The following is a 20973-nucleotide window of genomic DNA, read 5'->3' on the forward strand; positions in this document are numbered from 1 at the left end:
GACTCGCCTGAGTCCCGCGCATGGCTTGCGATGGGAACCGCCGAGAGTCAGGCGGAGGGCTGGGGAGGGGCTCGCTCCGGCATCAAGCGCAGGTCGCTTGCGGGCAGCCAGAGAAAATGATGAGACTGGGGCAGGGAGGTGAGCTGCCAGTGCGGCGCTGGCAGGGCTGCGGCGTCCGGCCCTTCCAACAACTGGCCTGCGGCCATTTGGGTGGCCACGCATTGGTGATTGGGCGATTGGGCGTCGCAGTGGAAGTAATGATGGATTTCCTGGCACAAGCTTGCCGCCAGGAGCAGGGAAAACAACGCCATCATCGCGGCTCCCGCCAGCGATTTCCACAGCGGGCGGCGGTGGGCAAAGTTATGGCGCCGCTTCAACATGCCTGATTACCTATAGCACAGGAGGCCAGGCGGGACAATGGCAAAGCGCCAGCCAGCCGCCGTTGTCGGCGGTGGCTGAGCTAAGGGCGTGGAGTCCCGGTTTTCAGCCACGTCAGGGGCAAACGCGCCAGCCAAATGGCTTCGTAAGGATTTTTTTCGCCTGCTTCATACAATACAGCAGCTTCCGTGGGAGAAATTGCGGCGAGACAGGAGTAGGCGGCGGGCCGAGGGTCCACGACTTGTGCCCGGGGCCAGGTGCGGCCATCGTCTTCACTGAGGCGCACGGTGAGGCGTTCGCGGCGGTTGGTGCTGGCTGGGTTGCTGAACAGGAGCGCCCCGGGGTTCTGCCCCTCCGGCCAGGCAATCCGCCGGAGACTGGCCTGGCAAATGGGTTCAATCAACTCAGGCACGTGGCGCTGGTCCGTCCAGGTGAGTCCGCCATCGGCGCTGAAGGCCACCTGGCGGGTGGGGTTGGCGCGGTTGTAATTGCGCATATTAAGCATCAAGCGGCCGTCGCTTAGCTCCGCAACTTCGCATTCATTGACCGCTGGTTGCGGCGTGCGGCCGCCGAGCTTCCAGATTTGGCCCCGGTCATCGGAGTAAATGACGTGGGAATAATAACGTTTGGCGCCGGCTTCTATGTGGTCACAGGGAATGACCAGCCGGCCGCGGTGAACTCCTTTTTCCAGTTGAATGCCGGCTCCCGGGCCGGTGGCAAACCAGGTCCAGTTGGTGGGTTTAACCTGGGCGGTGATTTCACGCGGCGGGGACCAGGTGCGCCCGTGGTCATCGGAGTGGGTCACGAAGACGCGGCGGGTATCCTTGCTGGTTTGGTTAATGATTTGGGACTCGCGGTCCTCGCCGCGATTCCAGGTCATCAGCAGGACAATGCGGCCGGTTTCGCGCTCGACCACCGGGCAGGGGTTGCCGCAGGTGTTGGTGGAATCGTCCCACACGACTTGCAGGGAGGACCAGGTGCGGCCGCCGTCAGCACTTCGTTTGAGCACCAAATCAATGTCACCCGCATCACCGGCGCCATGACGGCGGCCCTCGGCCAAGGCCAGCAAATCGCCATTGGCCGCCCGCAGGAGGGCAGGGATACGGTAAGTGTGATAACCATCCTGGCCGCTGGTAAAAACGGGCACTCGCAACAAAGGAGTGGAGGCAGCTTCAGCGGCGGGAGCTGACGGACAACAACAGACCAGATGCCAGAGAATGCCCGCAAGGCATGACTGGAATAACCATGAGGCGCGCCGGTGTGGGTTACTGCTATGTTTCATACGCCACGCAAAATAGTACATTCGATGGTGTTTACAAATGAAGCTAAGGGGACGGAAGGAAAAAGGCCAACACAATCGCTTAAGGCTGGCGGCGCATGAACGGGCAAACTTGCAGGCTGTGGCCCGGAGGGGTCTGGTTACTCTGCTGGACTGGGGATTCCTGGTTGCGCAGAGCCGGGATGGCTTTTAGAATGCTGGCATGATGAATCCCATGCCTCGCCGTCGTTTTTTGCGTGCTACAGGCGCCAGTATGGCCGCTTTGAGCACATTTTCCCTGTGGTCTGCCGAGAATCCGCCCAACCGCCGCCTGCGGGTGGCGGTGATGGGGCTGGGGCGCGGCCTGGATCATGTGCGCGCGCTGCTGGAATTGCCCGGAGTGGAAATTGCGTGGTTATGCGATGTGGATACCCGCCGCACAGACCGGGCCGCGGAAACGGTGGCGAAGCAGACCAATTATCGCCCGCAAGGGCAGAAGGATATTCGGAAGGTATTGGAGGATAAAACTACGGATGCCCTGTTCATCGCCGCGCCCAATTTCTGGCACACCCCTGCCACGGTGCTGGCCTGCGCGGCGGGCAAGCACGTGTACGTGGAAAAACCCGGCAGCGGCACAGCGCAAGAGAGCCAGATGATTGTGGCTGCGGCGCGCAAATATGGAAGGCTGGTGCAGATGGGCAATCAGCGGCGCAGTTTTCCGGGCATCATCGAGGGGATGAACCGGCTGCGGGAGGGCGTGATAGGTCGGGTAATTACGGCGCGCTGCTGGTACACCAACAGCCGCGGCAGCATTGGGCGCGGCCAGCCGGCGGCGGTGCCGGAGTGGCTGGATTATTCCTTGTGGCAGGGGCCGGTGCCGGAGCGTCCTTACAAGGATAATCTGGTGCATTATAACTGGCATTGGATGTGGCATTGGGGCAATGGCGAGCTGGGCAACAACGGCGTGCATTACCTGGACCTGGCCCGGTGGGGGTTGGGCGTGGACGCTCCGCGGCAGGTGGCCTGCACGGGCGGGCGGTATCATTTCAATGATGACCAGGAGACGCCCGACACGGGGGTGGTCACTTATGATTTTGGCCACTGTTACGCCACTTGGGAATGGAGCAGTTGTCATCCGCGTCCCACAGAAAAATATGGGCTGGTGCATTTTTATGGCGAGAAAGGCTCCCTGATTTTTGAGGGGGCGGGCTACCGGATTTTGGATATGAAGGGAGTGGAAGTCGCCAAGGGTTCCGGCCCGGCGGGAGACAAAGTGCACATCGGCAACTTCCTGGATGCTATTCGGGGCGATGCCAAACTTACCAGTGAGATTGCCGAAGCCCAGAAAAGCGCGTTGCTGTGTCACCTGGGCAACATCGCCTGGCGGGTGGGCCGGACGCTACGTTATGACGCGGCGCAGGAGCGCATTGTGGACGATGCGCAGGCGATGAAGTTGTGGCAGCGGGAGTATCGGCCCGGCTGGGCGCCCAAGGTTTGAAGCAGGGGCGCGGCTTATTACTGGGTCAGGCGGGTTAATCCTCCACCGGCACCACCAGACGTTCCATGATGTAGTCTTTGCGCTCGGGCGTGTTCTTGCCCATGTAGAACGTGAAAATGCCGGCGGCTTCAGTGCGTGGCGCATGTTCCACCCGGCTGAGCCGCATGTCCTTGCCGATAAATTGCTTGAATTCAGCCGGTGAGATTTCGCCCAGGCCTTTGAAACGGGTGATTTCCGGTTTGCCCCCCAGCTCGGTCACGGCTTTGTCACGCTCGGCCTCGCTGTAGCAATAGATGGTGCGTTGCTTGTTGCGGACACGAAACAGCGGGGTTTCCAGCACGAAGAGCCGCCCCTCGTGGACCACCGGCTCGAAGAAGCGGAAGAAGTAGGTAATCATCAGGTTGCGGATGTGCAGGCCGTCCACGTCTGCATCAGTGGCCAGGATGATTTTGCCATAGCGCAGGCCCTCGATGCCGTCCTCCAGATTGAGGCTCTGCATGAGGTTGTACAGCTCGTCATTCTTATACATCACATCTCGCTTCAAATCCCAGACGTTGAGGGGCTTGCCCTTCAACACAAACACCGCCTGGGTGTTGACATCGCGGCAACTGGTGATGGAGCCGGCGGCCGACTGGCCTTCGCAAATGAAAATCATCGTGTCCTCGCCTTTGCCGCGCTTGCGGTCCAGGTGGTGCTTGCAATCCTTGAGCTGCGGAATGCGCAGGCTGATGGCCTTGGCCCGTTCGCGGGCCAGCTTTTTGACTTCCTGCAATTCCTTGCGCAACTGCTGGGTGTCCGCGGCCTTGGCCACAATCTGGTCGGCGATTTCCTTGTTGCGGTTGAAAAAGTGCAGCAGCTCCTCGCGCACCTTGTTGACCAGCTCGCTGCGAATCTCGGTGTTGCCCAGCTTGTTTTTGGTCTGGGATTCAAACACAGGGTCCTTCAGGCGGATGGCAATCGCGCCCACCATGCTTTCGCGCACGTCGTCACCGTCAAACTTGCCGTTGCTGTATTCATTGACCGCCTTGAGCAGGCCTTCACGAAACGCGCTCAGGTGCGTGCCGCCGTCGCTGGTGTAGGTGCCATTGACGTAGGAATAAAACGTTTCGCCGTAACGGCTGTTGGTATGGGTGAAGCAAAACTCCAGCGTCTTGCTGCTGTAATGCAGCGGAGGGTACAGCGGCTCGGCGCCATCGGCGCGCAAATCTTCCATCACCAAATCCAGCAGCCCATGCCGGGACTGGAAAACTTTGCCATTGAAAACCAGCCGCAGGCCGGGGTTCAAGTAGCTGTAGTGCCGCAGGCGGTGCTCAATGTGTTCCAGGCGGTACTCGTAGTCCTTGAAGATGTCCGGGTCGGCTTCGTAGGTGACCAGCGTGCCGTCCGGCTCGCCGGGGCATTTGCCCTCGCGTTGTTGTTTGAGTTTGCCCTGTTTGAACACTGCCTCGGCAAATTCGCCATTCCGATGGCTGCGCACCAGGAAATGCCGCGACAGGGCGTTGACCGCCTTGGTGCCCACGCCGTTCAACCCCACGCTGAACTGAAAAACCTCGTCGTTATATTTGGCGCCGGTGTTGATGGTGCTCACGCAGTCCACCAGTTTGCCCAGGGGGATGCCGCGGCCGAAATCGCGCACCGTGACCTTTTTGTCTTCCAAAGTTATCTGAATCTCCTTGCCATAACCCATGATGTACTCGTCCACCGCATTATCAATGACCTCCTTCATCAGGATATAGCAACCGTCATCATAATGGGCGCCGGTGCCAATGCGCCCAATATACATGCCGGTGCGCAGCCGAATATGCTCCAGCGACGAAAGTGTCTTGATTTTGCTTTCGTCGTAAACGTGTTTGTTGCTTTTTGGCTCTGCCATAAAATCATCTGCCGGCGATTTCAGCCGGGCGGACCTCTGGTCAACAACCTATAGCCAGGCGGACCGAAAATCAATCCCTTTGCAATGACCTCCACAATCCCTTGCGGGCCTCCATCCATGAACCTACAACAGATTGAGGCAGGCTTAACCATATCCATGGGGAAAGGTGGGGTAAGACACGCAGCCACCGCATTGTTAGCCCTCGGTTGCTTCATCCCTCGATGTTTATAGGCCTCTCTGCATAAGGGCTTCCCATGCCACACCTTGGGCGGCGACAGCGTTATTCCCGACGAGAGGCTGACGCGCCCCGGGGGCGGAATTTTTCACAAAATAGCTTGACGCGGTGCGGGTCAAAGATTTCAATAGCGAAAACATTTTCCATAGATGAAATGAAACGTCCTGTGCCGCGCACCGTGTCCAGAGCAAGCAGGCCCCGTCCAACCGAGGGGGCTTGTCCGGTGCCCGGCCTGGAGCGGGGGCTGAGGATTTTGGAATTGCTGGTGGATTATCCGGAGGGATTGACCCAGCGCGAGATTGCCGAGCGGTTGCAGTACCCGGCCGCCAGTGTGCACCGTCTGAGCCAGACGTTGCAGGCGCATGGATACCTGGTGCGAGATGAGGAAGGGCGGGTGTTGCGGCTCAGTCGGAAACTGGTGGCGATGGGCAGCCGGGTGTTGGCGGAGGAGGACTGGCTGAGTGAGGCGATGGATGCCGCCAAGGTGTTGCGGGATGGGGTAAAGGAGACTGTTTTGATTGGCACGCTGGCCGGCGATGCGCTGGTGGTGTTGGGGCAGGTGCTGGGCACGCATCCCTTCAAGTTTTCGGTGGATTTGGGCGCGCGTCTGCCGCTGCATACGGCGGCGCCCGCCAAGGCGATGCTGGCTTTTCTGCCGGAGGAGGAGCGGCGGCGGGTGTTGCAGCAGATAAAATACGAAAAATTCAATGAGCGCACCTTGTGCAGCGTCCAAGCATTGGAAGCGGAGCTAATGCAGGTGGAGCGGCAGGGGTATGCGGTGGACCGGCAGGAGCAACTGACGGGCATTCACTGTGTGGCGGCCCCGGTCTTCAACCGGCACGGCTATCCGGTGGCGGCGTTGTGGACCACCGGGCCGGCGGACCGGCTGCGCGAGAAAGATTTTCCTGCGGTGGCCACTTTGGTCATGGAACAGGCGCAGCGAGTTTCGCGGCGGTTGGGGTTTGGATGGATTCCCGCGCCTGAAAAGAACAATGGCAAAACTGGAAACGGGCATGAATAGCAGGGCATTGGGCATCGGATTGGCTTTAGGATGGGGGTGGATTGGCCTCCTGGCCTGCAGCGCCGAGGCGGCCACGGCCGGCTGGGCGGAGGCGTTGCTGGCGCAACGCAAGGCGGCCATGGCAAACGCCGTGGTGCAGGAATCGCCCTGGTTCACCACCGGCCCGTTGCCGGCCAAATCTTTTGAGGAGGCGCTGTTTCCTGAGCACGGAGTGGACTTGGAGGCGCGCAGCGCCGACGGGAAACGCCGACTTTGGACGCAACGGGATTATCCCAACGGGGTGGTGAACGATTTGCGGGCGGGCAACAGCACGTCCTCCTACTTTTATCGCACTTTGGTGGCCAAGGCGGGCGGGCCGCTGCGGATTGGCCTGGGGAGTGATGACGGCTGCGAGTTCTGGTTTAATGGAGAAAAAGTGCTGTCGCGCGATGTGCCGCGGGGGGCGGGGCCGGACCAAGATGTCGTCAATGTCAAGCTGCGGCCCGGCACCAACACCGTTTTGTTCAAGATTTACAATCGTACCGGCAATTGTGGTTTTTACTACCAGAGCGGGGTGTCTTCCCCTTCGGCGGTGGTGGCGGGATTGGCCGCCCAGTATCCTCGGGAGATGGCTTTGTTTTCCAAATATGGCCAGCCGGCACGGTGGCTGCGCCAGATGGACAGCACGGCGGTGGAGCAGGAGGTCATTGGCGGTTTGCTGAAGCGGTTGAAGGAAGCCGACGCGGCGCGCGAGCGTTTGCAATCCCTGGTGAGCGCCAGGACGCCGCCCGACAATCCGGCCTGGTTGAATCTGCTGGTCGAAGTGGCGGGGGAGGTGGAGGCCTTTGAGCGGGCGCGGGGTGAACTGGAGCGGCTGAATCCGGCAGCCTTGCGACGGGCAGTGGAGGATTTGCGGACAACGTATGGGGAAAAATATCGCGAAGGGGCGGAGGTGCTGGAGGAACTGGGGCGTTTTGAACAGGAGCTGCCGAAGGTGAAAGCGGCGCTGGCGGCGGGCGAGCGCCAGGCCCTGAAGGTTCTGCAACAATACCAGGCGCTGGAGCGGCGGGCTTTGTTGAGCAACCCAGCCCTGGATTTTGAGGAAATCCTGCTCATCAAGCGGCAGGAGGGCAACCTCGGCCTGCCGCAAAACTGGCAGGGCAACACCAACCTGAATCCTCGCATGGACAATGAACTGGTGCGGATGAAGGTGCGCGAGGAAAATCCAGTTTTGCGGCGGGTGTACAAGCCGGCGAAGGACGTTTTTGTGGGAGATGTGGATTTGCATTACGACGGCCAGAAACTGCTTTTTTCATCCATCGGTTCGCATGGCCGATGGCAGGTGTTTGAGATTCATGTGGACGGCACGGGGCTGCGGCAGGTCACTCCGGGAGATGAGCCGGACATTGACAGCTACGATGCCATATACCTGCCGGACGAGCGGATTATTTTCGATGCCACGACACCCTTCACCGGCGTGCCTTGCGTGGGGGGGGCGGATTACGTGGCCAATCTGCACCTCATGACGCCGGACGGCAAACACATCCGGCGGCTCTGTTTTGACCAGGATAACAATTGGTGTCCGGTAATGTTGCCCAATGGCCGGGTAATGTATCTGCGATGGGAGTACACCGACAGCGCGCACTACTTCAGTCGCGTATTGATGTCCATGAACCCCGATGGCACGGGGCAGATGGAGTTTTACGGCAGCAATTCCTACTGGCCCAACTCCCTGTTTTACGCGCGGCCGCTGCCGGGGAGCGCGACGAAATTTGTGGGCATCGTGAGCGGGCATCACGGCGTGCCGCGCATGGGCGAGCTGGTCTTGTTCGATGCGGCGCGCGGGCGGCAGAGCGACGCCGGGGCGATTCAGCGCATTCCAGGCTACGGCAAGCCGGTCAAGGCCGTCATCAGGGACGCACTGGTGGATGGTTCCTGGCCGAAGTTTCTGCATCCGTTTCCTTTGAGCGATAAACATTTTCTGGTGGCCTGCAAGCCAACGCCGCAGGCCGCCTGGGGCATTTACCTGGTGGACATTTACGACAACATGCTGCTGTTGCGGGAGGAGCCGGGCTACGCGCTGTTGGAGCCGGTGCCGCTGCGCAAGACAGAGCGGCCTCCCATCATCCAGGACAAGGTGCGTCCGGGCGCGACCAACGCGGTGGTGTATCTGCACAATGTTTATATGGGGGATGGTCTGAAGGGCGTGCCGCCGGGGACGGTAAAAAGCCTGCGCCTGTTTCAATATGAGTACTCCTATCGCAACATGGGCGGGCATTATTTCATAGGCATGGAAGGCGGCTGGGATGTGCGGCGCCTGATTGGCACGGTGCCGGTGCAGGCTGATGGGTCAGCGTTGTTCAACGTGCCCGCCAACACGCCCATTGCCATCCAGCCGCTGGATGCGGAAGGCAAGGCCCTGCAACAGATGCGGAGCTGGTTTGTGGGCATGCCTGGTGAGTATGTGTCATGTGTGGGGTGTCACGAGCGCCAGAACCAGTCTTCCACGTTGCGCAATGCCAGTGCGGCCCGCAGCACGCCGGTGGACCCGCAACCTTGGTACGGGCCCAAGCGGGGATTCAGTTTTTTGCGCGAGGTGCAGCCGGTGCTGGACCGGTATTGCTCCGGGTGCCATGACGGCAAAGACCCGTCCCGTCCCAACCTGGCCAACACTCAAATCGTGGGGACTACCGTGGGGGCGCGGCTGCCGGTATCCTATTTGAATTTGCATCCTTTTGTGCGCCGGAATGGGCCGGAGGGCGATTACCATGTGCTCACGCCGCTGGAATTTCATGCTGACACCAGCCGCCTGGTGCAGATGTTGCGCAAGGGTCACTACAACGTGCGGTTGGATGCCGAGGCGTGGGACCGGCTGATTACCTGGATTGATCTGAATGTGCCGGCCCACGGCACTTTCCATGAGGCCGGCCACATCCCGTCCAACTTTGCCCAACGGCGGCGGGAGGCCGCCATCAAATACGCCAATGTGCATGAGGATATCGAGGAAATTCCCCAGCCCCAGCCGCCACGGCCGGCCTTTCAACCACCACCGCCGATGCCGCCGCGGCCGGCGCCAGTAACGCTGGCCGGCTGGCCGTTGAGTGAGGCGGAAGCCAGGGCGCGGCAGGCTCAGTTGGGGACGGTGGAGATGCGGCTGGACTTGGGGGGCGGCCAGACCCTCGTGTGCCGCCGAATTCCGGCCGGCGAATTTCCGATGGGCGATGTGCAGGGGGAGGCGGATGAGTATCCGATGAAGGTGGTGAAAATTGAGCGGCCTTTCTGGCTGGGGGTGATGGAGGTGAGCCTGGCCCAGTACCAGCAATTTGATCCGCAGCATCGCAACGGTTATTACGACATGCACTACAAGGATCAGGTGAAGCCGGGTTATCTCATGGATGCGCCGAATTTGCCGGTCATCCGGGTGTCCTGGGAGCAGGCCATGGCGTTTTGCCGCTGGCTTTCCGCACGCACCGGCAAACAAGTGACCCTGCCCACCGAAGCACAGTGGGAATGGGCCTGCCGGGCTGGCACAGCCACTCCTATGTATTATGGGGATTTGAACACGGATTTTGCGCTGTTCGCCAATCTGGCGGATGCCACTCTGCGCCAACTGGCGGTGCAGGGCGTGGACCCGCAGCCCATCCCCAACCCGGACAAGTTTTGGGATTTTGTGCCGAAGGACGCGCGGTTTAATGATGGTGTGCTGCATCTGGCCGAATGTGGCCGGTACCGCCCGAATGCGTGGGGCTTGCACGATATGATTGGCAATGTGGCGGAATGGACCTTGGATGATTACCGGCCATACCCATACACCCCCACGCTGCTTTCGCCGCCCACCGCCCAGACGCGCAAAGTCGTGCGCGGCGGCTCGTGGGCCGAGCGGCCCAAGGAATCGCGGGCCTCCTCCCGCCTGGATTATCCAGTCTGGCAGCGCGTGTACAATGTGGGCTTCCGCGTGGCCGTGCTGGATTGAATGTCTATGACCCCAACCCTTGAACCTACCACCCCAACCTGAACATGAATCGGCGAACTCACCTCAAGATGATGGCCGCGGCGGCCGGCGCAGCAGCGCTGGGCGGCGGCTTGGTTACCGCAGCACAACCCTCTACGAAAATGAAAACCGTGAAACTCCCCAAATACACCAACGCAGACTTCTACGATAAAAGCGGCAAGTTTTTGCCGGAAAAGGCCAAAGCCGCCTATTTCGACATGATGAAGCGGCATGGCTATGACATGCATATTGAGCATGCCAAAAAATGGGCAACGGATTTTTGGGTCACCGATTTTGGCCTTGGCGACTTCGTGAACGTGGGCATGGGCGGGGTGTTCTGGATTAATTCCCCGGAGCACAATTATTTTGCGCATGAGATTTACCTGCTGCCCGGCCAGATGATTGTGGAGCACGCGCATGTGGAGACCGCCAAGGCCAAACCCAAGATGGAAAGCTGGCATGTGCGGCACGGCAGTGTTTATTGCTTTGGCGAGACCGGCGGTGACATCCCGGCAGGGGTGGCGCTGCCCAAAAGCCAGGAAGCTTACATCACCGTGCGCCGTTGCCGGAGGAGGAAAAGGCGGAGGTGATGCAGTTGTTTTTGCAAGTCCGCAAGCTGCTCATGCAGCAGGTTTATGATCAATTGATGCCCAGCACCGCCAAATCCATACCCACCCGAAAATGATGGATCGCTTGCTCAATAACTGGCGCGAGGCGTGGCGCGGGCGCGGCCCGTGGGCGCCTTATTTGCGGGCTATTTACCGCTTCTGGGACCGGCTGCTGGCGGCGCTGTTGTTTGTGCCGCGGTTTGTCTGGCAGGGATTGCTGCGGGTGTTTGAGGCGCTCGAGAACTTTTCCCTGCGCGGCCTCATTTTTGGCGAGGGCAGCGGCGGTTATGGCTATGGTTATGGCTATGGCTACGGCTACGGTTATGGTTATGGCAGCGGCAAGCCGCGTCCCAAGCGGAAGTGGTACAATCCTTTGGTGTGGATCGCCGCCCTTTGGCGGCTGGTGAGCACCGTTACCCGCGCGTTTTTTGGCTTCCGCACGGAAGGCATGGTGCCCGGGGTGGTGGCCTATGGCTACGGCCGCACGCGCGCCAAATTGGAAAGCGCGGTGGACAAACACCGTCTCCTGCTCAAACTCAAGGCGGTGCCGGCGGTCCTCACGATTCTGGGCTGGCTGGGCCTTCTGGGGTTGATGGTGTGGTTCACACCGGCACGCATCGAGGCACGCTACACCAAGTGGTCTGATGACGCCTACCAGATGGGCAATTTGCCGCGCGCGCGCGTGGCCAGTGAACGCCTGCTGCAGCTTGACAGCACGAATCAATCGGCCCATTTGCTGCGGCTGGCGCGCAATCTGGCGGCGATGGGATATGCGGATGATGCCCTGGCGCTGGCCAGCCGCACGGCCAAAGACAACGCCCAGGTGGCCGAGATGCAAATTGAGGTGGCGGAGAATATTATTGGCAACCCCGCCGCCTCGTCCAACATGCTCCATCACGCCGAGCGTTACTTGCTGGGTTTGTTTGCCAACAAACCGGATCAGGCCGAGGCCGCCGTGCTCCTGGGGCGCTATTACTACCGTCTGGGCGATTGGGAGGAGGCCCGCTGGTATTTGAAACGCGCCTTCCCCAAGCGCAATGATGCGGGACTGGTGCTGGCGGCCATTGAAATGGGTTACGGCAACACCCTCGCCCGCGATCGCTGGGCCTCCGCCGCCGCCGAATTTTTCAAGCTGAAAACCACCACCGGACGGCCCAAGGATCCCAAGACCTGGATGGCCCGCCGGCAATGGGCCGAGGCCGAAATGATGCAGGGCAACCTGACCAACGCCCTCACCATTCTGAACGAAGGCATCGCCAGCACGGGCCTCAAAATCTACCACCGCATGGCGGCCAGCATTTATAGCGATTTAATCAAGCGCAGTTGGGCCTTGGACCCCACCAATCACTGGCAGCGCCTGGAATGGATGCGGACGGGTTTGAATCATGATCCGCAGAATGAGTTTTTGCTGCGCCAACTGGCGGCCATGGCCAACAGCCAGGGCCCCACCGCCGAGGCGGCGCTATCCTTGGGACGCGAATTGGGCGCGGTGGCAGCCAATCGCCCCGCCCTTTACTATTACCTGGGCATGGATTTGTACAGCCGCGGCCAGGAGCAGGGCGCCCGCAATCATCTGGAAGTCGCTTACCTGGGGCAGCCCGACAACCCGGTGGTGGCCAACAATTTTGCTTATCTTCTGGCCATCACTGACCCTCCGGACCCCTCGCGGGGGTTGAACATCATGAACACCGTCATCGAGCGGCATCCGCGCCAGCTCATTTTCCGGGAAACGCGCGGCCAGATTTTGCTGAAAATGCAGCGATGGCAGGAGGCCTTGGAAGATTTCGAGGCCGCCAAACCCCTATTCCAAAGCAACTCCGTGTTTCATGCCAGCCTGGCCAAGGTCTATGCGGGCTTGGGCCAAAAGGACCTCAGCCGGCAGCATGAAAGCTTGGCGGCGGAATTGCGCGCCGAGGCATTGCGCTTGCGGGCCGCCCAGAACCCTTGATCCCTTCGCCTTGACTGGTGGATGACCCGGCTTCGCCGGGCAGGCAAACTGCCGGCACCTTTCTTATGCGGTATTTGGAGGGGTAGACTTGCCAAATCCAACCTTGGCTGGGATATTCTGCCTCGTGAAAACCCATCCATCCGTGCCCGTGACGCCCGGCCTTTCGCGCCGGCAATGGTTAAGAGCAAGCTGTGCCCTGAGCCTGGGGGCGGCTTGGCTTGCGGGGCAGGCGTCGCCAGCAGGGGGGAGCCGCCGCAAGATGCGCATTGCCCTCACTCCGGGGAGCATCGGCGTGCGCGCCAATCAGGTCGAGGCCATTCAATTGGCGGCCAAACATGGCTTTGAAGCCGTGGAGCCTTATGCCGGATACCTCGCCGGACTGGCGGACGACGCCCTGAAGGCGCTGCGCGACGACATGGCCAAACACCAACTGACGTGGGCGGCTGCCGGTTTTCCCCTGCAATTCCGGGGGGATGACGCGGCTTATCAGGCCAGTTTGAAGGAATTGCCCAAAACCGCGGCCGCATTGCAGCGGGCGGGCGTGGAGCGCATGGGCACGTGGCTCTCGCCCACACATGCCAGCTTGAGCCGGCAGGAGAATTGGGAGCGTCACGTGAAGCGTTTGCGGGAAGGCGCGCGCCTTTTGGGGGAGCATGGCTTGCGTTTGGGTTTGGAATATGTGGGCACGCGCAGCGCCCGTGCAAGTAACCGTAAAACCTTCATTTACAACTTAAAAGATACTCAGGCCTTAATTCGCGACATCGGCCAGCCCAATGTGGGGGTGATTTTGGATAGTTGGCATTGGTGGCAGGCCGGAGAGACGGTGGAGGACGTGCTGGCCCTCAAGAATGCTGGGGTGGTATCTGTGGATTTAAATGATGCCCCTGCCGGTGTGGCCATTGATCAGCAACAGGATGGACGGCGGGAATTGCCCTTGGCCACAGGCGTCATTCCTGTAAAGGGATTCCTCAACGCGCTGCGGCAAATCGGTTACGACGGGCCGGTACGGGCTGAGCCTTTTAATCAGGCGCTCAATGATTTGGACAATGACGCCGCTTGTGCCACCGTGGCCGCCGCGATGAAAAAAGCGCTCGACCTGCTGGATTAACCGGGCAGACTTGGGCACAATCTGCCGAAGGGAGATTGTGCTTGGGGGCAGACAGCCGGTGGCGTCGGCATACTTCCCTTGTTGACGATAACCTCTCCTTTGACGCTCCGTAACAATAACGTTGCAAAGAATAATGTTGACGGCGGAGGGGGATGTCATATAAGCATTCTCCGCCAACGCGGTAGTTAGTAATACGGATAACTCTCAATGAGGAGAATGAACTATAAAAGGTACAAGGTGCTCCAAAGCGGGGGAGCCATGCTCTTGTTTCTGCTGGTGCTCACGGTGGCCGCCGTGGCACAAACCCCTCAATCTTCAACCGGTGGAACCAACGGCCTGTTTGAATTGTTCAACGAGCATTTGCCGCCAGGAGCGCGCTGGCGGTTGGAATATCAAGGCAGTGGCATTCGGCGGGGCGGAATTGCGGGTTCAAGGGTCAGCACAAACTATCTCTACCTGCGCCGCAGCGACAGTCCGATAACCATGGAGGGGCTTTCGATACCCATTCGCGAAAACCCCGGGCCGGGAGAGTATCGCTACCTGTCCTTTGCTTGGATAAAATGGGGCGAAGGTCAGGTGGGGTTGCAGTTCCATGTCCAACCGGACGGAACGGCGGGCGGCAGCACGAATTTCATTTATTTCGCCGGCCAAGGGGACCTCACCAATGGCAAGGCTTTGAGAATTGCAATGGATGCCGGCTCAAGCTGGTTCCGCGCGACGCGGGATTTATGGAAGGATTTTGGTGAGTTCACCATCACCGGCGTTTCCTTTATCGCGATGGGCGGAAGGGATGCAGGTTTTGATAACCTCTACCTCGCGCAGAAGGAAAGTGATTTCAAAAATGCGCCCCCTATCATTCCCTCCCAAGTTGTGATGCCCGAGCCGCTGCCCCAGGATGCTGGCGAGCACCAAGCCGCCATGGCGGAGGAGGAAACCTCAAAAGGGGTGGGGGCAAATGTGGACATTGACTGGGGCGAGCAAATCAAGCGGGGCGGTGCGTGGATGTACCCGCTGTACCTGTTGGGATTGCTGGCGGTGGTGATAGCCGTGCAGCGATTGCTGACAGTACGCGAAGACCGGCTGGCCCCCCGCGCGCTGCGGGAGGCGGTGCGGGCGCATCTGGCCAGCCGCGATTACGAAGCGGCGTTGCGGGATTGCGACCAGCATCCCTCAACCTTGGCCGAGGCGCTGCGTTTTGTTTTATTGCATCGGGGGGCCGGTTTGGAGGTGGCCAGCCAGTCGGCGGGCGATATAGCGGCACGGGATATTCGCGGGCACTTGTCCCGGATTTACCCCCTGTCCGTGATCGCTTCGCTGGCTCCCTTGTTGGGGTTGTTGGGCACCGTCATCGGCATGATTCAGGCCTTCGGCATGGTTGCCCTGTATGGTGATGAAGGCGGCGCTTCGATGCTGTCGAATTCCATTTCGCTGGCCTTGATCACTACTGCCGCCGGTTTGATCATTGCCGCGCCGTCCATTGCCATTTATTCCATTCTCAAAAACCGCATCATTAATCTGGCCTCCATCATCGAAGTGGAAATCGAAAATGCCACCACGGAGATTTTCCTCGGCGGGAACAAACCCGGCGGAGCGAAAGACACGCAATAAAAGGCGAGCGCCATGCGCATTCACTTGGATGACGAAAACGAGCCGGGCGTCCTAATGTCGCCGCTGATTGACTGTGTCTTTTTGCTGTTGATTTTCTTTCTGGTCACCACCATGTTGCGGAAATGGGAACGGCAAATCCCGGTGAAACTGCCGTCGGCCACCGCCAGTCTCTCCTCTACCAAGTCCATGCCGGAGACCGAGATCATCGCGATGGGCACGGATAAAAAACTTTTCGCCGTGGTTTCCCATGATGCCTATTCGGGGCAGACGACGTATCTGCCCATTAATAACCTGCCAGCCTATCTGGCGGCCTTGCGCGCCCGTCGCGGGGCTGACGTTCCGCTGGAAATCGCCGCGGAGCGGGGGGTGTCTGTGCAGACGGTGATAGACGTGTTCGACATGTGCCAGTTGCAGGGGTTCAAGCAAACACGGGTCCGTCTTGGAGGAAAGCCCAGTGCAGATCAAACTTCAGAATGAGGAAGAGCCGGAAGTCTCGATGGCGCCCTTGATTGACTGCGTCTTTCTGCTGTTGATCTTCTTTTTGGTTTCCAGCATGACCAAGGTCAAGAGCAAAGACATCCCCGTCAATCTGCCCGCCTCCCAGGCAGCGGAAAAAATGCGCCCCAGCGACAAGCAGGTGGTGGTGGGCATTGACCGCGACGGCAAATTCTATTGGAACGGCGCCCCGTGTACCAGTAATTTTCTTCTCGAACAACTGCGAAGCCTTTGCATTGCCGACCCCGGCCGCCGTGTGCGCATTGATATGGACCAAGACGCTCCTTTTGGGCGCTTTGTCGAAGTTATGGACGCCTGTCAGTTCTACAATCTGGGCAATATCGGCATTCGGACTTATGACGAGAACTACAACCGCCGCTGACCGGCGAACGGTGCTCATCTCCTGGATCGTCGCGTTGCTCGTGTTGGGAGGTGGCACCTTGTGGCTTGCTCTGATGCCGGCTCAGCCGGTGAAGAAGCTGCCTCCCACCGAAACCAAACGCCGTCTCCAGCAGCCTCCGGCTTCGCGCCCTCCCAAACCACTCCCCGAACAGTTTGTGTTGGACCTCGTCAAACAGGCTGAAATACTGACCAAACAGGAATTGCAACAGCGGTTGCAAAAGTTTGAACAAATGAGCGTGGACATGAGCCAGCGCAAACTTCAGTTGCTGAACAAAATCGAGGCGCGTCCACTTCTTTCCCACTCGCCCACCAATGCCAATGACACCTCCATGGCACGCGAAGGTTCATTCACCAACTACCCCCCATTGGGGGCTGACCCCTCTGTGGAGGCACTGTACCAGCGGCTGGCCCAGTACGAATCTCAGATCCAGAACGATTACATTCATGTCAAGGCAGCAGAGTGGGCGCTGCAGCGTGGCCAATCTTTTCCGGAAGTCCTCCTGAGCATGCAACCGCCCTCGACACTCATGCCGCCTTTCGAAGCATTGATCAGCAGGCAGACCGGGGGCACGGACTGGAGACGGTCGCCCGACAGCCCTGCCAGCGCCGGCTTGGTGATTGCCAATGTGGAGGATTTAAAGAATTACCGGGGGGTGCTGGGGCTGGCTTCGCTGGAATCAGGCTTGGCGGAATCCCGGCTTGACAGTCTTTTTAGCTCCAGCCGGCGAGGACGTCCCCCCCCGCCTGGTTTCAGCGGAGCCACCGGCGGGACCCGTGGTCCGCCGATGGAGTATGCTCCCTATGAGGCCAAGCTGGACCCCGAGATGGTGAAAGCGCAAGCCCTGCCTGGCCGCCGGTTTTCGCGGAGCTCCGAGCGGCGCGGCTGGTTATACATCAATACTTGGTATATGATCGGTCCGTGGGATGGTTTCGGGCGGACCGATTTCTCCATCCCCCACCCGCCCGAACTGGCGGTGGACCTCGACGCCACTTATACCGATGGTCTGATAGGCCGGGGCATCGAGGAAACCGAGTCGGACCCCCTCAAGGTCAAGGGCAATGTGGTCATGCTGGATGGCACATTGCGCTGGAAGTTCATGCAGAGCGAATCCATGCATAATACCGTCCCCGTGACCGTTGATGGGGGAGTTTACTATGCCTATACGGAACTCTATTTTGACGAGCCGGCGATTATGTTGGTGGCCTTGGGCACGGATGATGCCGGCAAAATCTGGATCAACGGCCAGGAGATTTGGAAGGACGTAAAACCAAGCTGGTATCACATTGATGAACATTTGGTGACCTTTCAATTCCAGCAGGGGTGGAATCGGATTCTGGTACGGCTGGAAAACACCGGCGGTGCAGCCACCGGTTTCAGTTTCCTCATCTGTCCGAAAGATGCGGCAACTCTTTCCAAAACGAGCAAAAGCCCTTGAGGTGTTTCCGGAGAGGGCTCACATGCTGCCGGCCATACTGGATTGAAGGAGTCCAGTCCACGAGCCGTAATCCTGGAAAAGTGATGTCCGGACTTGGCGCATCAGTCAAAAGAAGGGACGGTGTGTTTCCAATCGCCGCTGAGACTGGAGACCGGATGACCTCAGGGGACCGCCCGGAAGCCTATCTTGGCGGGCGGGCCGTCCCATTTTTTGATTCCGCTTATTGCCCGGCGGATACCTTTTCCACTTGGCGCTCCTGCCGCAGCGTTCCCCCCTGCGCGACTGAAGCTGCCCTTGATGCAGGTCATTTTCATTTTGGTTTCGCCGAGGTACGTATTACTTTTGAAGCTTATGAATGATGTAGCTGTGCCGGTTACAATACACGATCCGATCAACGAGAAGATTTTGGTCGTTAGCGAGGATCGGGTGCAGGGTTTTCAACTGGACCCGCTGGGCGAAATCTCCCGCATGTCCGGAGTGGATCGCGCCACGGTGTTGGAACGCTTGCAGGCGATGCTGCGTGCCGGCGTGATACGGCGTATTCGCCAAACTTTGCTGGCCACCAATCTGGCACAAGGCGCCTTGGTGGCCTGGGAAACTCCCCCCGACTTGTTGGAGACAACATTTGATTGGATGTTTGCGAACGACCCCTTTACCGGTCATGTTGTTATTCGGAGCACTGATCCGGGCACGGCGGGCAGTCAGTACCGTCTTTGGACGACACTGAAGGTCCCCCAAGGTTATTCCCTCGTCAAACACTGCGATTATCTGAAATCCCGAACGGGCGCGTTGCGTTATGTCCTATTGCCGGCTCGCAAAGTGTTTGCTTTGGGGGTGGGGCACCTGCGGCGCCGTGGTTTGCAGCCGGGGGATCGTGCTTCCCAGCCCGCCGAACCGGCTGATGTGGCAGTAACCACGCTGTCTGATTTGGAGTGGCGCGTGTTGGTAGCCCTTAAACGGGAGTTCACCCCGGAGGAGCTGGAGCTGAATCCCTTGTGGGGGCCGCGGGCGAAAGAAGCCGGTGTGTCGTTGGAAACCTTTTATGAAGTAGCCACGGAATTGAATCGCCGCCGTGTAATTGGACGTTTTTCCACTTTTTTGGAACATACCAAACCGGCGGAAAACGGCGAACGAGTGGCGCGCTTCAATGCCTTGTTTCACTGGGCAGTGCCGCCGGGGCGGGAAATTGACGCGGGCAAGGAAGTGGGCCGCCATCACGTCATGACTCATGCCTATTGGCGGGACGCAGGACCGGAATTTCGCAATGTCAACATCATGGGCGTGGCGCACGGCGCGGAGAAGGAAATGGTGCTGGCCCATAAGGCCGCCATTGACCGCCATTTGGAGGAAGCGGGTATTCCGGTGCTCTATACCAATGTGTTTTGGGGCGGGCGCAGCGAAATCAAGCCTTCAGAAATCTCCCCCATGGCCTATCAGGATTGGTGCCGCCAGCAGGGCCTCGACCCGCAGCAGATGCGCGAGGCGTAAGGGGACCCGGGGGATTCGGACTTGTCAGAGAAGGCTGGCGGGGTGATGTTAAGGGCATGAACATTGCCCGAGCCTCGCGTTGGTTGTGGGGTGTTGTGTTGGTGGCCGGCTTGGAAGCCGCCGAGGCGCCCCCGTGGCAGTCCCTGTTTGACGGCAAGTTTCCAGTTTTTTTCCGGGGCTACAAGATGATGCAGTTTCCGGTCAATATTTGGACTGCCAAGGCCGGCGTGATTGCATCGGTGCCGGGGGGGGAACAAACCGATTTAATGTTGCGTCAGCGATACGCTCATTTTGAATTTTCCGTGGAATACCGGCTGCCGCCGGGAGCGGCCTCGGGGATTGTTTATTTGGTGCAGGAGGGTGCGCCCCGGGCGGCCTTGGGGGGGCTGAAGATGGTGCTGGCCGATGATGAACGCCATGCGGACGCCAAAAACAATCCCCTGTATCGGAGTGGCTCGTTGTACGCCTTGTTGCCGGCCACCAATGCGCAGCCGCGGCCGGTTGGGCAGTGGAATGAAGCCCGCGTGCGGGTCTGGGGCAAAAAGGTGGAGCATTGGTTGAACGGGGAGAAGGTGCTGGAGTTTGAATTGGACAGCGAGGCATTCGAAAGCGCCCTGCGCCGCGGGCGGGTAAAAAATCTGCCGGATTTCAAGGAGGTGCGGGAAGGTTATATTGGACTGGAGCATCCCGGTGTGGAGATGTGGTTTCGGAATCCCCGTATTCGGGTCCTGCCCGAACCGGAGAAGGAAGCCGCGGAAGGGGTAGGCGCTACCAATTCGCCGTCCCCGGTGGAGACGCCGGCTTTGCCTCCGCCTTGAGGCGTATATCCCGCAAGAAGACTTGAATGGGGCGGGCGCGCGTGCGTCCAATGAACGGGCATGCATTGCGGCCGGGGTGGTGAAACAAGATTGACCCCGGCGGGTGAACAAGTACAAAGACAGGCCATGAAATTGACGAAAAACACTGTTTGGTGGCGCGGGACGGGCGCAGCGATGATTCTGGCGGCGGGTTTGTGGTGGTTGCAGGCGGCGGACGCCGGCAAGGCGGAGCTGGCGCCGTTGCCATTAAAACTGCCCACCCCGGCTTTCAAAGGCACGCCGGCGGAGATGCCACCCGACACCACGGCGGAAAAACCGACGGGCAAACCACGCCCGCCATTCCTGGCGCCCAAGGGGGTCACCAATGTGGCGTTGAACAAAAAGGTCATTTGCAGCGACAAGGCGCCCATGACCGGGGCGCCGGAGCTGGTGACCGACGGCAACAAGGAGGCCACCGAAAGCTCGGTGCTCATCATGCGCAAGGGGAGCCAGTATGTGCAGATTGATTTGGAAAAGAATTACGCCATGTACGCCATTCTAATCTGGCATGCGCATGACGCCCCCAAAATCTACCGGGATGTGGTGGTGCAGGTGGCAGATGATCCGGATTTCATCGAGAATGTGCGGACCATATTCAACAATGACCACGATAACAGTTCCGGGTTGGGAATTGGGACGGATCGCGAATACTTTGAGGGTTTCGAGGGCAAGTTGATTGATGCCAAGGGCATCGTGGGCCGTTATCTCCGCTTTTACAGCCGCGGCAGCACGGACAGCGCCCTCAATGAATACACCGAAATTGAGGTGTGGGCCTTGCCGGCCAATTAAA

16 protein-coding genes are annotated in these 20973 nt (G+C 59.5%); 13 read left to right on the plus strand and 3 right to left on the minus strand.

The window, feature by feature from the left end:
- Positions 1 to 47 precede the first annotated feature (47 nt).
- Together NXS98_RS01415 and NXS98_RS01420 are read right to left on the minus strand one after the other, a co-directional pair.
- On the minus strand, positions 48 to 380 hold the full coding sequence (locus NXS98_RS01415) for a hypothetical protein (protein ID WP_283846676.1): 333 nt from the start codon (positions 378 to 380) through the stop codon (positions 48 to 50).
- An 80-nt stretch (positions 381 to 460) separates the two neighbouring features.
- Positions 461 to 1660: a sialidase family protein gene (locus NXS98_RS01420; protein ID WP_283846678.1), complete on the minus strand. Its 1200-nt coding sequence runs from the start codon at positions 1658 to 1660 to the stop codon at positions 461 to 463.
- A gap of 199 nt (positions 1661 to 1859) precedes the next feature.
- Between NXS98_RS01420 and NXS98_RS01425 the strand changes: the two genes are divergently transcribed.
- Positions 1860 to 3134: a Gfo/Idh/MocA family protein gene (locus tag NXS98_RS01425; protein ID WP_343214125.1), complete on the plus strand. Its 1275-nt coding sequence runs from the start codon at positions 1860 to 1862 to the stop codon at positions 3132 to 3134.
- A gap of 34 nt (positions 3135 to 3168) precedes the next feature.
- On the opposite strand, the gene NXS98_RS01430 is transcribed toward NXS98_RS01425, so the two are convergent.
- Positions 3169 to 5007 (minus strand): DNA topoisomerase IV subunit B, encoded by a 1839-nt coding sequence (locus NXS98_RS01430; protein ID WP_283846679.1) that lies wholly within the window; start codon positions 5005 to 5007, stop codon positions 3169 to 3171.
- 389 nt (positions 5008 to 5396) lie between these two features.
- Here NXS98_RS01430 and NXS98_RS01435 point away from each other — a divergent pair, with 389 nt between their 5' ends.
- The 12 genes from NXS98_RS01435 (at position 5397) to NXS98_RS01490 (ending at position 20972) form a co-directional block, all read left to right on the plus strand.
- A complete protein-coding gene (locus NXS98_RS01435) occupies positions 5397 to 6263 on the plus strand; it encodes an IclR family transcriptional regulator (protein ID WP_283846680.1) in 867 nt (288 codons plus the stop codon).
- Entirely contained in the window at positions 6256 to 10215 is a 3960-nt protein-coding gene (locus NXS98_RS01440) for an SUMF1/EgtB/PvdO family nonheme iron enzyme (RefSeq protein ID WP_283846681.1), read from the plus strand. Before NXS98_RS01435 ends, NXS98_RS01440 begins: the two co-directional genes overlap by 8 nt.
- Before the next feature lie 44 nt (positions 10216 to 10259).
- A complete protein-coding gene (locus NXS98_RS01445; RefSeq protein WP_283846682.1) occupies positions 10260 to 10823 on the plus strand; it encodes a cupin domain-containing protein in 564 nt (187 codons plus the stop codon).
- 91 nt (positions 10824 to 10914) lie between these two features.
- Positions 10915 to 12789, plus strand: a complete 1875-nt coding sequence (locus NXS98_RS01450; RefSeq protein ID WP_283846683.1) for a tetratricopeptide repeat protein — start codon at positions 10915 to 10917, stop codon at positions 12787 to 12789.
- A 124-nt stretch (positions 12790 to 12913) separates the two neighbouring features.
- Positions 12914 to 13897 (plus strand): sugar phosphate isomerase/epimerase family protein, encoded by a 984-nt coding sequence (locus NXS98_RS01455; RefSeq protein ID WP_283846684.1) that lies wholly within the window; start codon positions 12914 to 12916, stop codon positions 13895 to 13897.
- Between the two features lie 216 nt (positions 13898 to 14113).
- Positions 14114 to 15505, plus strand: coding sequence for a MotA/TolQ/ExbB proton channel family protein (locus NXS98_RS01460; RefSeq protein WP_283846685.1), 1392 nt, complete (start codon positions 14114 to 14116; stop codon positions 15503 to 15505).
- A 12-nt stretch (positions 15506 to 15517) separates the two neighbouring features.
- Positions 15518 to 15982 (plus strand): ExbD/TolR family protein, encoded by a 465-nt coding sequence (locus tag NXS98_RS01465; RefSeq protein ID WP_283846686.1) that lies wholly within the window; start codon positions 15518 to 15520, stop codon positions 15980 to 15982.
- Complete coding sequence (locus NXS98_RS01470) at positions 15960 to 16382, plus strand: ExbD/TolR family protein (RefSeq protein ID WP_283846687.1); 423 nt, start codon at positions 15960 to 15962, stop codon at positions 16380 to 16382. The genes NXS98_RS01465 and NXS98_RS01470 overlap by 23 nt, the downstream gene beginning before the upstream one ends.
- Positions 16357 to 17838: an OmpH family outer membrane protein gene (locus NXS98_RS01475; RefSeq protein ID WP_283846688.1), complete on the plus strand. Its 1482-nt coding sequence runs from the start codon at positions 16357 to 16359 to the stop codon at positions 17836 to 17838. The genes NXS98_RS01470 and NXS98_RS01475 overlap by 26 nt, the downstream gene beginning before the upstream one ends.
- Before the next feature lie 351 nt (positions 17839 to 18189).
- Positions 18190 to 19326 (plus strand): Lrp/AsnC family transcriptional regulator, encoded by a 1137-nt coding sequence (locus NXS98_RS01480; RefSeq protein ID WP_283846689.1) that lies wholly within the window; start codon positions 18190 to 18192, stop codon positions 19324 to 19326.
- Between the two features lie 56 nt (positions 19327 to 19382).
- Complete coding sequence (locus tag NXS98_RS01485; RefSeq protein ID WP_283846690.1) at positions 19383 to 20144, plus strand: 3-keto-disaccharide hydrolase; 762 nt, start codon at positions 19383 to 19385, stop codon at positions 20142 to 20144.
- A gap of 126 nt (positions 20145 to 20270) precedes the next feature.
- Positions 20271 to 20972, plus strand: coding sequence for a hypothetical protein (locus NXS98_RS01490; RefSeq protein ID WP_283846691.1), 702 nt, complete (start codon positions 20271 to 20273; stop codon positions 20970 to 20972).
- The last annotated feature ends 1 nt before the right edge of the window (position 20973 follow it).

Origin of the sequence: Fontisphaera persica (assembly GCF_024832785.1) — a bacterium.
Classification (GTDB): domain Bacteria; phylum Verrucomicrobiota; class Verrucomicrobiia; order Limisphaerales; family Fontisphaeraceae; genus Fontisphaera; species Fontisphaera persica.

Excerpts from the sequence above, each read along its gene's own strand:
- NXS98_RS01420 (WP_283846678.1), bottom strand. The coding sequence starts at position 1,660 with ATGAAACATAGCAGTAACCCACACCGGCGCGCCTCATGGTTATTCCAG.
- NXS98_RS01485 (WP_283846690.1), top strand. The coding sequence starts at position 19,383 with ATGAACATTGCCCGAGCCTCGCGTTGGTTGTGGGGTGTTGTGTTGGTG.
- NXS98_RS01425 (WP_343214125.1), top strand. The coding sequence starts at position 1,860 with ATGATGAATCCCATGCCTCGCCGTCGTTTTTTGCGTGCTACAGGCGCC.
- NXS98_RS01415 (WP_283846676.1), bottom strand. The coding sequence starts at position 380 with ATGTTGAAGCGGCGCCATAACTTTGCCCACCGCCGCCCGCTGTGGAAA.
- NXS98_RS01475 (WP_283846688.1), top strand. The coding sequence starts at position 16,357 with ATGACGAGAACTACAACCGCCGCTGACCGGCGAACGGTGCTCATCTCC.
- NXS98_RS01440 (WP_283846681.1), top strand. The coding sequence starts at position 6,256 with ATGAATAGCAGGGCATTGGGCATCGGATTGGCTTTAGGATGGGGGTGG.
- NXS98_RS01490 (WP_283846691.1), top strand. The coding sequence starts at position 20,271 with ATGAAATTGACGAAAAACACTGTTTGGTGGCGCGGGACGGGCGCAGCG.
- NXS98_RS01430 (WP_283846679.1), bottom strand. The coding sequence starts at position 5,007 with ATGGCAGAGCCAAAAAGCAACAAACACGTTTACGACGAAAGCAAAATC.
- NXS98_RS01460 (WP_283846685.1), top strand. The coding sequence starts at position 14,114 with ATGAACTATAAAAGGTACAAGGTGCTCCAAAGCGGGGGAGCCATGCTC.
- NXS98_RS01445 (WP_283846682.1), top strand. The coding sequence starts at position 10,260 with ATGAATCGGCGAACTCACCTCAAGATGATGGCCGCGGCGGCCGGCGCA.
- NXS98_RS01480 (WP_283846689.1), top strand. The coding sequence starts at position 18,190 with ATGAATGATGTAGCTGTGCCGGTTACAATACACGATCCGATCAACGAG.
- NXS98_RS01450 (WP_283846683.1), top strand. The coding sequence starts at position 10,915 with ATGATGGATCGCTTGCTCAATAACTGGCGCGAGGCGTGGCGCGGGCGC.
- NXS98_RS01465 (WP_283846686.1), top strand. The coding sequence starts at position 15,518 with ATGCGCATTCACTTGGATGACGAAAACGAGCCGGGCGTCCTAATGTCG.
- NXS98_RS01435 (WP_283846680.1), top strand. The coding sequence starts at position 5,397 with ATGAAACGTCCTGTGCCGCGCACCGTGTCCAGAGCAAGCAGGCCCCGT.